Here is a 12,561-nt window from a genome sequence, read left to right on the forward strand (position 1 = left end):
GGGCGCGTGCCCGGCCTCGCGCGTCGTCGTGCGCTCGACGCGCGGGCGTGTCGCCGCGCCACGTGTCGTCCGACCCCGTGCCGCTGAGCACGTCGACGCACTGACCGACGGCCGCACCGGCCGCCGTCGGGCCCCTTCACCACCGCACCTCCCGCGCACGGCTCCCGCATGCCCACGTGCGCTCTCCCCGAGAGGACTCGTCATGCCCGCACACCCGCTCGTCCGTTCCTCCGCACCGCCCGGCCGACCGTCTGGCCGCCGCAGCGTGACCGCCGTCGCGCTCGGCCTCGTCGCGCTGCTCGCGACGGGTGCGTGCGGCGCCGCGCAGGCGTCCGGCGGGACGGACCCGGCCGACGGCGCGACCCTCGCCGCCGACGCCGACCTGCCCACCGAGGTGCCCGAGGGCACGGTCCTGCGCATCGGCGACCCGACGACGCAGAAGGCGTTCGAGCTGGCCGGCGACGACCTCGACAGCGACTTCTCGTTCGAGGTCGAGTGGGCCAACATCTCCGGCGGCCCGGCGACGACCGAGGCGTTCCGTGCCGGTTCCCTCGACGTGGGCGCGGTGGCGGAGATCCCGCCGATCCACGCCACGTGGACGGGCCTGGACGTGCAGATCTACGCGTCGATCTACCGCGAGAACTGGGAGGACGCGCCGATCTACGAGTTCGCGGGCGCGCCGGGCGTCGAGCTCGACTCCCTCGAGGACTTCCGCGGCCACCGCATCGCCTTCAGCCCGGGCCAGGCGCAGGGCGCGATCGTGCTCAAGGCGCTGCAGGAGGCCGGTCTCACGCAGGACGACGTCGAGCTCGTCGAGCTGCCGAGCACGGGCGACGTGTACTCGACGGCGCTCGCCGCGGGCGAGGTCGACATCGCCCCGCTGGGTGGGACGCAGCTCTTCCGCTACCTGGCCACCTACGAGGCGGACGGCGCGACGTCGGTCAAGCACCACCTCCGCGACGACGCCTCGCACCTCTACGGCCCGACGGAGGTCGTGCAGGATCCGGCGAAGGCCGCGGCGCTGCGCGAGTACGTCGCGGCGTGGGCGGCGGCGAAGATCTGGATCGACGAGCACCCCGAGGAGTGGAAGCAGGGGTACTACATCGAGGACCAGGGCCTGAGCGAGGAGGACGCGCAGTACCTCATCGACCACGCGCCCGTCCCGGACATCCCGTCCGACCTCACCGAGGGCATCGAGCGCACGCAGGCGACGATCGACCTGCTCGCGACCGAGCTCGACCAGGAGGCGTTCGAGGCGACCGACCTGTTCGACGAGCGCTTCGGCCCCGTCGCGGGCGAGGCCGCGGCAGCGGCGCGGGACGGGGGAGCGCAGTGAGCGCGGCGGTCGTCGACCGGGTGGACCTCGCGGCCCCGAGGCTCGACGACGCACGAGCGGTCACCACCGACGTGCGCCCTCGCGGCACTCGCCTGGGGCTGGGGCGGCCGATCCCGCTCGCGGCGCTCGTCGGGGTGACGCTCCTCGTGGGTGTCTGGTCGGTCGGGTCCGCCACGGGGCTCATCGACCCGCGCGTGCTCTCCGCACCGTGGACGGTCGTCACGACGGGTGCGGAGCTCGTCGCGAACGGCAAGCTCGGCGCGCACCTCGGGGTGTCCCTGACGCGCGCCGCGCTCGGGCTGGCGTTCGGCATCGTCGCGGGCGTCGTGCTCGCGCTCGCGGCCGGGCTGAGCCGGGTCGGCGACGCCGTGCTCGACGGCCCGATCCAGGTCAAGCGCGCGATCCCCAACCTGGCGCTGCTGCCGCTGCTCATCCTGTGGTTCGGGATCGGCGAGGAGATGAAGGTCGTCACCATCGCGCTCGGGGTGTTCATCCCGATCTACCTGCACACGCACAACGGCCTGCGGGCGATCGACAGCCGATACGTCGAGCTGGCCGAGACGGTGCAGCTCTCGCGGTGGCAGTTCGTGCGACGCGTGATCCTGCCGGGCGCGCTGCCCGGGTTCTTCCTCGGGCTGCGGTTCGCGGTGACGGGGTCGATGCTCGCGCTCGTCGTCGTCGAGCAGGTCAACGCGACGGCCGGGATCGGCTACATGATGGAGCTCGCCCGGACGTACGGGCAGACGGAGATCATCCTCGTCGGCCTCGTGGTCTACGGCGTGCTGGGCTACTCCGCGGACCTCGCCGTCCGCCTCCTGCAGAGGAGGGTGCTGTCGTGGCGGCGCACGCTGGAGGACTGACCGTGGAGGCGGAACGCCCGACGGCGGACGGCGCGGCCGTGCGGGTCCGCTCGCTCGTGCGGTCGTACGGGGAGAAACGCATCCTCGACGACCTGGACCTCACGGTGCACGACGGCGAGTTCGTCGCGATCCTGGGCCGCTCCGGCTCGGGCAAGAGCACGCTCCTGCGCGCGCTCGCCGCGCTCGACCACGGGGTCGACGGCTCGGGCGAGGTCGTCGTCCCGGACCAGGTGTCCGTCGTCTTCCAGGACTCGCGGCTCCTGCCGTGGGCGCGCGTGCTGGACAACGTGGTGCTCGGGCTCGACGCCGGGGCGCGCGGCCGGAGCGCGGCGCGCGACGCGGGCCGCGCGAGCCTCGCCGAGGTGGGGCTCGCCGGGCGCGAGCGCGCGTGGCCGAACGAGCTCTCCGGCGGGGAGCAGCAGCGCGTGTCGCTCGCCCGCTCGCTCGTGCGCTCGCCCCGGCTCCTGCTCGCCGACGAGCCCTTCGGGGCCCTCGACGCGCTGACCCGCATCCGGATGCACGCGCTGCTGCGCGACCTGTGCGCCCGCCACCGCCCCGCCGTCCTGCTCGTGACGCACGACGTGGACGAGGCCATCGTCCTCGCGGACCGCGTCGTCGTCCTCGACGAGGGACGCATCGCGGCCGAGCGCCGCATCGACCAGAGCTACCGCCCCGGCGAGGCGCGCGACCCCGCCGACCCTCGCTTCTCCCGGCTCCGCACCGAGCTGCTCGACGCGCTCGGCGTGGTCCGGGACGACAGGAAGGACACCGCCGCATGACCCGCCACTCCTCCGCAGGCCACCGCCCCGGGCGCCTGCACCTCAACGCGTTCCTCATGAGCACGGGCCACCACGAGGCGTCGTGGCGGCTGCCGGAGAGCGACCCGTCGTGGACGTCGACGAACATCGCGCACCTGCAGCGCCTCGCGCAGATCGCGGAGGCGGGCAGGCTCGACTCGATCTTCTTCGCGGACGGCCCGGGGCTGCGGTCCGACGTCGGGCGCCGCCCGGCGGGGTCGCTCGACCCGCTCATCGTCCTCACCGCCATCGCGACGGTGACCGAGCGGATCGGCCTCATCGCGACGGCGTCGACGACGTACAACTCGCCGTACAACCTCGCGCGGCGGTTCGCGTCGATCGACCACGTCTCCGGCGGCCGGGCCGGGTGGAACGTCGTGACGACGGCGGGGCCGGACATCGCGCGCAACTTCGGCCTCGACGACCAGCCCGCCCACGCGGTCCGCTACGAGCGCGCGGCGGAGTTCCTCGACGTCGCGTTCCAGCTCTGGGACTCGTGGGAGGACGACGCCGTGCTCGCGGACAAGGACGCCGGCGTGTGGGCGGACGCGTCGAAGATCCACGCCCCGGCGCACGCGGGGACGCACTTCTCCGTGCACGGCGCGCTCACGACGCCGCGCTCGCCGCAGGCGCGACCGCTCATCGTGCAGGCCGGGTCGTCGGAGGACGGCAAGGACCTCGCCGCGCGCTACGCCGAGGCGGTGTTCACCGCGCACCAGACGCTCGACGACGCCCGCGCCTTCTACGCCGACCTCAAGGCCCGGGCGGTCGCCGTCGGCCGCGACCCGGGGACGATGAAGATCCTGCCCGGCATCGTCCCCGTCATCGGGTCGACCGAGGCGGAGGCGCTCGCCCGCGAGCGCGAGCTCGACGAGCTCATCGTCCCCGAGTACGCGCGCGCCCAGCTCGCGAAGACGCTGCGGCTCGCGCCCGAGGACCTGCCGCTCGACCGCGAGCTCCCCGACGGCCTGCCCACCGAGGACGAGATCGAGGGGGCCAAGAGCCGGTACACGCTGGTCGTCGAGCTCGCGCGGCGCGAGCGGCTCACGGTGCGCCAGCTCATCGGGCGGCTCGGCGGCGGGCGGGGGCACCGCACGTTCGCGGGCACGCCCGAGCAGGTCGCCGACGCGATCCAGGACTGGTACGACGCCGAGGCCGCCGACGGGTTCAACATCATGCCCGCGGTGCTGCCGTCGGGGCTCGAGCGGTTCGTCGAGCACGTGCTGCCGGTCCTGCGCGAGCGCGGGCTGTTCCGCGCGGAGTACGAGGGCCGGACGCTGCGCGAGCACTACGGGCTCGAGCGCCCGGCCAACCGGTACGCGGGCGACGTCGGCGCGGCGCCCGGCGACGGACCGCGCGTCCTCGAGGGGGCCCTCGCGTGAGCGCCGAGCACCTCTGGTACATCCCGAACCAGGTGCGGCCGGGGCACCGCGGGGACGACACGGTCCAGGACCACAACAGCCTCGACACCCTGACGAGCCACGCGCACGCGCTGGAGCGCCACGGGTTCGCGGGGGCGCTGCTCGGGACGAGCTGGGGGCGTCCGGACACGTTCACCGTCGCGACGGCGCTCGCGGCGCGCACGACGACGTTCGAGCCGCTCGTCGCGATCCGGCCCGGGTTCTGGCGGCCTGCGCACTTCGCGTCCGCCGCCGCGACGCTCGACCACCTCAGCGGCGGCCGGCTGCGCGTCAACATCGTGTCCGGCACCGACGGGCAGCAGGCGTACGGCGACGGTGAGGCCGACCCCGCGCACCGGTATGCCCGCACGCGGGAGTTCCTCCAGATCGTGCGCCGACTGTGGACGCAGGAGGAGGTGACGTACGCCGGGGAGCACTTCTCGGTGACCGGGTCACGGCTGGGGCCGCGCCCCGTGGCGCGCGCGGGCCGCGCCCATCCGCGGATCTACTTCGGCGGCGCGTCGGAGGCGGCCGAGCGGGTCGCCGCGACCGAGGCCGACGTGCAGCTCTTCTGGGGCGAGCCGCTCGACGGGATCGCGGAGCGCATCGACCGGCTGAAGCGCCTGAGCGCCGAGCTGGGGCGTGAGCACGCTCCGCTCGAGTTCGGTCTGCGGATCACGACGTTCGTCCGCGACACCACCGAGGAGGCGTGGGCCGACGCCGAAGCGAAGGTCGCGGAGCTGGCCGCGCGGTCCCAGGAGGCCGAGGCGTGGTCCGCCCGCGACCGGGGGCGGCGGACCGCCGTCGGGCAGCAGCGTCTGCTCGACCTCGCGGCGCGGGGTGAGGTGCTCGACGACAACCTGTGGACGACGCCCGGCAGGTTCGGCGGCGGGGGAGCGGGCACGACGTGGCTCGTCGGCTCCGCGGAGGACGTCGCGAAGTCGCTGCGGCGCTACCAGGACCTCGGCGTCACGCACTTCGTCCTGTCGGACACCCCGTACCTGCGCGAGATAGAGCGCCAGGGCACCCGCCTCCTCCCGCTCCTGCGCGACTGACCGGCTATCGCCCAGATCGACCCGTGCGTCCCGAGATCGACCCCCTGAGGGCCGATCTCGGACGCTCGGGTCGATCTCGTGGCCACGGATCCCCCGTGCGCACGCGACCCGGCCAGGAGTAGCGTCCGGACGTGGACAGGGACCAGCTCGACGACCTCGCCGCCCACCTGCGCGCCGCCGGGTGCGTCTTCGCGGAGGACGAGGCCGCGCTCCTCGCCGAGCGGGCCGGCGACGCCGCACACCTCGAGACGCTCGTCGCGCGCAGGGTCGCGGGCGAGCCGCTGGAGCACGTGCTCGGGTACGTCGACTTCCACGGGCTCCGCGTCGCCGTCGACCCCGGGGTGTTCGTGCCCCGCCAGCGCACCGCGCTGCTCGTCGACGAGGCGGTCGCTCTCGGGCGGCAGGCCGGGCGCCCGGTCCGGGTGCCCGACGGCGGGACATGCGGCGTGGCGGTCGGCGACCCCGACGGCGGGACATGCGGCGTGGCGGTCGGCGACCCCGACGGCGGGGCGGGCGGCGGGACAGGCGGCGTGACGGTCGACGACCCCGACAGCGGGGCGGGCGGCAGCGCGGGCGGTGTGGCGGTCGGCGACCCCGACGGTGGCCGGGACAACGGCCTGGACGGCGGGCCGGGCGGCGGCCCGGACGGCCGGACGGTCGGCCCGGCGGTGGTCGTGGTCGACGTGTGCTGCGGCGCCGGGGCGCTCGGGCTCGCGACCTCGGTGGGCCTCGGCGGCGCGGAGACCGTCGCGCTGCACGCGAGCGACGTCGACCCGGCCGCCGTCGCGTGCGCGGCGCGCAACGTCGCCGCGGTCGGCGGCACCGCGTACGCGGGCGACCTGTTCGACCCGTTGCCGCCCGGTCTGCGCGGCCGGGTCGACCTGCTGCTCGCCAACGTGCCGTACGTGCCCACGGCCGAGATCCCGCTCCTGCCCCACGAGGCGCGCGACCACGAGGCCCACGTCGCGCTCGACGGCGGCGGCGACGGGCTGGACGTGCTGCGCCGCGTCGCCGCCGAGGCGCCCGCGTGGCTCGCTCCGGGCGGCCACCTGCTCACCGAGTCCGGCGAGCGCCAGGCGTCGGGCGCCGTCGACGTCCTCGAACGGGCCGGACTGCGTGCGCGCGTCGTCCGCGACGAGGAGATCGGCGCGACGATCGTCGTCGGGACGCTCCCCGCCGAGACGTGAGAAGTGGCCCCCGGGACGGGCGGGTCAGGGACCACTTCTCACGTCTCGTCGCGCTCCGCGGCGGACTCGGGGGTCTCGGTGCAAGGATCCGGCCGCACACGACAGGTTCTGGACGAGGGCCCGGCGAACGTGCCGGCCTGCGGAGGGGGTGCCGACGATGAGCGACCGACGGGGACGACGGCGTGCGCGCGGGCTCGCCGCAGCGCTGCTCGTCGCCGTGCTGCCCGCGTGCGGTGGCCCGGGAGGCCCGGTCACCGCGTGCCCCGCGGTCGGCTACGTGGCGCGCCTCGAGGTCCGGCTCGACGACTCCTGGCCGGATCGGGATGCCTACGGCGTCCTCGTGGGCTGCGTCGGGATCAACCCCTGCGGGCTCGTGCGCGACGGGGCGGTCTCGCTCGACCCGGAGCCGATCCCTACGGCGGTCCCCGACCACCTGGTCCTGCCGGCCCAGCCCGAGGCTGCCCAGAGCTCGCCCGAGGCGGCGGCGGAGGACATGCCCGTCGAGCCGTCGCGCGGCGGCTGGACGGGTTCCGCGATGAACGGCGCGGTCGGTCCGATCGCCGTCCGCGTCGTGGAGCTCGCGTCGGGTGACGTCGTCGTCGTGCACGAGGTCGACCCCGTGTGGGAGATGACGACCGGCGACTTCGGGCCCGACTGCGGCGGCCCGTCGGTCGCGACGGTCGAGGTCACCGACCCGCGGGCGTGACGCCTACGCCGGGCTGGGTCGCAGGAGCGCGCGGATCTCCTTCTCGGCCTGCGTCGGCGTCAGCGCGCGACAGCCGAGCGATTCCCAGTGGCGCACGAGGGCCGGCTCGGCGCGCAGCAGCGCCCAGCCGCGCCGGAACAGCGTGAGCGGTGGCTTGCGCATCTCCGCGAGGTCGCGCAGCAGGCGGAACCAGAACGTCATGAGACGCGGTCGGCGCAGGCAGATCGCGTCGGCCAGGACGTCCTGGGCGCGGCACGCCGCGACGATCTCCGCCGCGAAGATCCCCTCGGCCAGCACGACCCGCGAGCCCGTGACGTCGAGGTGCGTCGTCCCCGTGCGGCGCGACGTCGGGATGTCGTAGACCGGCACGTCCGCGTGCCCGGTCCGCGCGAGGTCGACGAGCGCCGCGACCGCGCCTGCGGCGTCCCACGACCGGGGGTCGTCCCAGTCGACGATGCCGAACCGCTGCGGCAGGTCCGGGTGGTCGTGGTCGAGGTAGAAGTCGTCGAGCGCGACGACCGGGAGGCCGAGGCGCCGCGTGAGCGACGTCTTGCCCGAGCCGGACGCGCCCGTGAGGAGCACGACGCGCGTCGGGACCTCGCGCGAGCCCGGCGGGAGGTCGAACAGCGCGGGGTCCGTGCCGAGGCCGTCGGTCGCCGGACGTGTGCCGGTCTCGACGGGGCCTCCGTCGTCGTGCTGAGGGTCGCTCACGGGACCCCATTCTCGCAGCGCCGCACGGGGACGGCCACGCGCGCCGCGTAACCTTCCCCGGTGACCGCTCTCGACCCCGCCGCCCTGCTCGCCCGCGACGCCCTCGCCCGCCTCGACCGGTGGGAGCCGGTCGACGCGGAGCAGGCGGCGCTCGCGGCCGAGTACCGCGCGTTCCTCCGCGGCGACGGTGGCTCCGGCGCGCGTGCCGACGCCGTCCGGCGCGACGGCGGACCGCAGCACCTCACGGCGAGCTGCTTCGTGCTCAGCCCGGACCTGGACCGCGTGCTGCTCTGCTTCCACCGCAAGGGCCAGTTCTGGGTCCAGGTGGGCGGGCACACGGAGCCGGGCGATACGACGCTCGCGGAGGCCGCCTACCGCGAGGCCCGCGAGGAGAGCGGCCTCGACGACCTCGTCCCGTTCGACCCGGACCCCGAGCCGTCCACCGGCCCGGACGACGGCCCCGGCGCCGGGCACCAGGCCGTCGGCCCCGCGGCGCCCGTCGACGTGCACCGCCACGACCTCGCCGCGGCGTTCGGGACGTGCCGCACGCACTGGGACGTCGGGTTCGTCGCGTTCGCCGACCCCGACGCGCGCACGGTCGTGAGCGACGAGAGCGAGGACGTGGCCTGGTTCCGGGTCGACGCGCTCCCCGCCGGCACGCCGGACGACTTCCCCGTCCGCCTGGCGACGGTTCTCGCGGAGGTGCGCCACCGCCGTCGGACATGACCTCTGCCGCGAGGTAGAACGTGCGGTCGCGACGTAGAACGTGCGGAGTTCTACCTGGCGACCGCCGGTTCTACCTCGGCGCCAGGATCACGTGGAGGGTGCGTGGGCCGTGGACGCCCTCGACGCGGGAGAGCTCGATGTCGCTCGTCGCGCTGGGGCCGCTGATCCACGTCTGCGGTCGCTCCGGGTGCGCGGCGAGCAGCCGCACGGCCTCGGGGACGGTCTGGACCACCTGGTCCGTGCGCACGACGCACACGTGCAGGTCGGGGACGAGCGTGATCGCGCGGCGCCCCTGGTCGGGCTCGCCGTCGAGCACGATCGTGCCGGTGTCGGCGATCGCGACGCGTGCAGCGGTGACTACGGCGTCCACCCGGTCCAGCTCGTCGGGCGTGCGGGGGTCGTCGCGCGCGTCGGGCACGACGGCGGTCCCGGCGCCGAGCGCGCCCAGCCACGCGGGGTCGAGCCCCGGTGGCACGACGACGGAGCCTGCGTCCGCGAGCAGGTCACCGACGATCGTCGCGACCTCGGCCGGGCCTGCGGCCACGTGCACGTGCGCCCGGTAGTCGACGAGCCGGTCGACGAGCACGTCCACGGCGTCCGGTGAACCCGGCGCGAGGTCGCCGTGCTCGCGGTAGCCACGCGGGACGGCGCCCGGCGCCGCGTCGCCCGTCGTCGTCGACCCGCCGAGCGCGGCGCGCACGCGGGCGAGGACGTCGTCGCGCGCGCTCATCGGCCCTCACCCCCCTCGCCCAACCCGGGGTTGTGGGCCGCCGAGGCGCCGAACCCACCCGTATCCCCGGGTACGGCACCAGGGGGTGCGGAAACCCCAGGGTCGGCGGGCGGGGTGGCGGGGGTGGGGCGGTCGCGCCACCAGTCGCGGAAGGTCTGCTTGGCGGGGGCCGGGAGGTCGCGCGAGCGAGTCCAGGCGGACGCGGGCGGCGGGAGGGTCGAGATCCGGCCCTTCGGGCCCGCGACGACGCGGCCCAGCCCGGCCGCCTTCTCCGCGAGCTCGAACCGCCGCGCGTCGGACATGACGAACGAGGCTGCCTTCATCGCGGCGCCCCAGCCGGTGAGCCGGCCGCGGTCGGCGTCGACCTCGCGCGCGCGGAGCTCGACGAGGATCGACGGGATGTCGATCTTCACGGGGCACACCTCGTAGCACGCGCCGCACAGCGTCGAGGCGTAGGGGAGGGACGCGTTCGGGTCGTGGTGGCCGGAGAGCCCGCCGGAGGACTTGGTGAGCTGCGGCGTGAGGATCGCGCCGATCGGGCCGGGGTAGACCGACCCGTACGCGTGGCCCCCGACGCGCTCGTACACCGGGCACACGTTGAGGCACGCCGAGCAGCGGATGCAGTGCAGCGCGGCCCGCCCGACCTCGTCGGCGAGGACGTCCGTGCGCCCGTTGTCGAGCAGCACGAGGTGGAACTCCTGCGGCCCGTCGCCCGGCGTGACGCCCGTCCACAGGGACGTGTACGGGTTCATGCGCTCGCCCGTGGACGAGCGCGGCAGGAGCTGGAGGAACACCTCGAGGTCGGTGTACGTCGGCACGACCTTCTCGATCCCCATGACGGTGATGAGCGTCTCGGGGAGCGTGAGGCACATGCGGCCGTTGCCCTCGGACTCGACGACGGTGAGCGTCCCGGTGTCCGCGACGCCGAAGTTCGCGCCGCTGATCGCGACCTTCGCCGAGAGGAACGCGCGGCGCAGGTGGGCGCGCGCGGCCATCGCGAGCTCGCGCGGGACGTCCGACAGGTCCGGCGGGGCGTCGCCCATGCGTGCGAGGAAGATCTCGCGGATCTCCGCGCGGTTGCGGTGGATCGCGGGGACGAGGATGTGCGACGGCATGTCGTCGGCGAGCTGGACGATGAGCTCCGCAAGGTCCGTCTCGTGCGCTGCGATCCCCTCGGCGGCGAGCGCCTCGTTGAGCCCGGTCTCCTGCGTCGCCATGGACTTCACCTTGACGACCTCGTCGACGCCCGTGGCCTTCACGAGGTCCGCGACGATCCGGTTCGCCTCGTCCGCGTCGCGCGCCCAGTGCACGACGCCGCCGCGCGCCACGACGTTGCGCTCCAGCTCCTCGAGGAGCTCGGGCAGGCGCGCCATGACGTCGGTCTTGATCGCGGAGCCCGCGTCGCGCAGCGCCTCCCAGTCCGGCACCTCGCCCACGACGGCGGCGCGCTTGTCCCGGATGGTCGAGGTCGCGTGCGCGAGGTTGCGGCGCAGCTGCGTGTTCTGCAGCGCCGCGCGCGCGGCGTCGGGGAAGGCGTCGCCCCAGCGCAGCGGCGCGTCGGGGTGCGGCACGTCGCCGAGCGCCCCCGACGCCGACCCGGCGCCCGCAGAGGTGCCGCGCCCGCCCGGGCGGGCGACGTCGTCGGGCAGGGTGCGCGCGCCGCGGCGCACGGGCAGGCCGAGGAACGTGCGGCTCACCGGGCACCCCCGCGCGTCGACGGACCGGCCCCGGCGGGGGCGGGCGTGTCCTTCGTGGACGCGAGGATCTCCGCGAGGTGCAGCGTGCGGACGCCCGCGCGGATGCGCGAGAGCCCGCCGCCGATGTGCAGGAGGCACGACGCGTCGCCCGCGGTGAGGACCTCGGCGCCGGTGGACTTCACGTGCGTCATCTTGTCGGCGAGCATCGCGGTCGAGGTCTCGGCGTTCTTCAGCGCGAACGTGCCGCCGAACCCGCAGCACGACTCGGCGGCGGGCAGCTCGACGAGATCGATGCCCTCGACCGCGCGCAGCAGGCGCAGCGGCTTGTCGCCCACGTGCAGCATGCGCAGCGAGTGGCACGTGGGGTGGTAGGTGACGCGGTGCGGGAAGTAGGCGCCGACATCGGTGATACCCAGCACGTCGACGAGCAGCTCGGACAGCTCGTACGTCTTCGCGGCGACCGCGTCGGCGGTGCGCGCGAGGTCGTCGAGACCGGCGCGCCGGCAGACCATGCCCTGCTGGTGCCGGACCGACCCTGTGCACGACCCGGACGGGACGACGATCGCGTCCCACTCGCCGTCGAGCACAGGGGAGAACGCCTCGACGTGGTTGCGCACCACCGGGACCGCCTCGTCCAGGTAGCCGGTGTTGACGTGCATCTGGCCGCAGCACGCCTGCCGCTCGGGGAAGAACACCTCGTGCCCGAGGCGCTCGAGGAGGAGGGCGGTGGCGCGTGGTGCCTGCGGGAACATCACGTCGCCGAGGCAGGTCGCGGTGAGGGCTATGCGCATCGTTGCTCCGGGAGAGGGCGAGTCCGGTCCAGTCTCGCCGGGGCGCGTCCGTGCCGCCTGTCGAGACCCCCGCGGCGAGGCGCTGCGGCTGTGGTCGGACGACGTGGCTCTGCCGGCCCTGGCGCGGCACGGACGCCGGGGTGGCGGGACGGACGGTCCCACCACCCCGGCGGTCTCCGGTCAGGCCGAGCAGGTGGCCGTCGGGAGCGTGGTGTTGCCGTTCGAGTACAGCGTGATGCCGAAGGCGTCGCCGTTCCCGTTGGGTGTCGCGGTGAGGGTGCCGCTCGTGCCGGAGACGGCGGCGTTCCAGGAGTTCTGCAGGCTCTGGCCGGAGCCGGTGCGGATGGTCACGGTCCAGTCGGACGCGCCCGAGACCTGGAAGGTGGTGTTGAAGCGGTCGCCCCAGGAGTCGCCCCGGGTCACGGTCACGGTGCACGTCTCGCCGCCGCCCCCGGAGGCCGACGCACAGGTGGCCGTCGGGAGCGTGGTGTTGCCGTTCGAGTACAGCGTGATGCCGAAGGCGTCGCCGTTCCCGTTGGGTGTCGCGGTGAGGGTGCCGCTCGTG

At 75.0% G+C, this 12,561-nt stretch carries 12 protein-coding genes and 1 pseudogene; 8 read left to right on the plus strand and 5 right to left on the minus strand.

Translation table 11 applies throughout. The annotated features are described in order from the left end of the window. Nucleotides 1-202 precede the first annotated feature (202 nt). From ACZ402_RS02040 to ACZ402_RS02070, 7 genes are all read left to right on the plus strand, one after another. Nucleotides 203-1,336, plus strand: a complete 1,134-nt coding sequence (locus tag ACZ402_RS02040; RefSeq protein ID WP_375822454.1) for an ABC transporter substrate-binding protein — start codon at nt 203-205, stop codon at nt 1,334-1,336. Next, nucleotides 1,333-2,196, plus strand: coding sequence for an ABC transporter permease (locus ACZ402_RS02045; protein ID WP_375822453.1), 864 nt, complete (start codon nt 1,333-1,335; stop codon nt 2,194-2,196). Before ACZ402_RS02040 ends, ACZ402_RS02045 begins: the two co-directional genes overlap by 4 nt. Further along, the gene (locus ACZ402_RS02050) at nt 2,172-2,975 is read left to right on the plus strand and encodes an ABC transporter ATP-binding protein (protein ID WP_375822452.1); all 804 of its coding nucleotides are present in this window, start codon (nt 2,172-2,174) and stop codon (nt 2,973-2,975) included. Before ACZ402_RS02045 ends, ACZ402_RS02050 begins: the two co-directional genes overlap by 25 nt. Continuing rightward, nucleotides 2,972-4,375: an LLM class flavin-dependent oxidoreductase gene (locus ACZ402_RS02055; protein ID WP_375822451.1), complete on the plus strand. Its 1,404-nt coding sequence runs from the start codon at nt 2,972-2,974 to the stop codon at nt 4,373-4,375. The genes ACZ402_RS02050 and ACZ402_RS02055 overlap by 4 nt, the downstream gene beginning before the upstream one ends. Further along, nucleotides 4,372-5,448, plus strand: a complete 1,077-nt coding sequence (locus tag ACZ402_RS02060) for an LLM class flavin-dependent oxidoreductase (protein ID WP_375822450.1) — start codon at nt 4,372-4,374, stop codon at nt 5,446-5,448. Before ACZ402_RS02055 ends, ACZ402_RS02060 begins: the two co-directional genes overlap by 4 nt. A gap of 131 nt (nt 5,449-5,579) precedes the next feature. Then, nucleotides 5,580-6,635, plus strand: coding sequence for a methyltransferase (locus ACZ402_RS02065; RefSeq protein WP_375822449.1), 1,056 nt, complete (start codon nt 5,580-5,582; stop codon nt 6,633-6,635). Nucleotides 6,636-6,792: 157 nt separating this feature from the next. Continuing rightward, nucleotides 6,793-7,341 (plus strand): hypothetical protein, encoded by a 549-nt coding sequence (locus tag ACZ402_RS02070; protein ID WP_375822448.1) that lies wholly within the window; start codon nt 6,793-6,795, stop codon nt 7,339-7,341. Between the two features lie 3 nt (nt 7,342-7,344). Here ACZ402_RS02070 and ACZ402_RS02075 read toward each other — a convergent pair whose 3' ends face one another. After that, a complete protein-coding gene (locus ACZ402_RS02075; protein ID WP_375822447.1) occupies nt 7,345-8,052 on the minus strand; it encodes a uridine kinase family protein in 708 nt (235 codons plus the stop codon). Nucleotides 8,053-8,112: 60 nt separating this feature from the next. Between ACZ402_RS02075 and ACZ402_RS02080 the strand changes: the two genes are divergently transcribed. Continuing rightward, entirely contained in the window at nt 8,113-8,778 is a 666-nt protein-coding gene (locus tag ACZ402_RS02080; RefSeq protein WP_375822446.1) for an NUDIX hydrolase, read from the plus strand. 70 nt (nt 8,779-8,848) lie between these two features. On the opposite strand, the gene ACZ402_RS02085 is transcribed toward ACZ402_RS02080, so the two are convergent. The 4 genes and pseudogenes from ACZ402_RS02085 to ACZ402_RS02100 form a co-directional block, all read right to left on the minus strand. After that, complete coding sequence (locus ACZ402_RS02085; RefSeq protein WP_375822445.1) at nt 8,849-9,508, minus strand: LutC/YkgG family protein; 660 nt, start codon at nt 9,506-9,508, stop codon at nt 8,849-8,851. After that, entirely contained in the window at nt 9,505-11,079 is a 1,575-nt protein-coding gene (locus tag ACZ402_RS02090) for a LutB/LldF family L-lactate oxidation iron-sulfur protein (RefSeq protein ID WP_465272275.1), read from the minus strand. Before ACZ402_RS02090 ends, ACZ402_RS02085 begins: the two co-directional genes overlap by 4 nt. A gap of 122 nt (nt 11,080-11,201) precedes the next feature. Beyond that, nucleotides 11,202-11,996 (minus strand): (Fe-S)-binding protein, encoded by a 795-nt coding sequence (locus ACZ402_RS02095; RefSeq protein WP_375822443.1) that lies wholly within the window; start codon nt 11,994-11,996, stop codon nt 11,202-11,204. Nucleotides 11,997-12,176: 180 nt separating this feature from the next. After that, a pseudogene (locus tag ACZ402_RS02100) lies at nt 12,177-12,561 on the minus strand (glycoside hydrolase family 11 protein); the annotation flags it as partial.

It is taken from the genome of Cellulosimicrobium sp. NPDC030954, assembly GCF_055571305.1.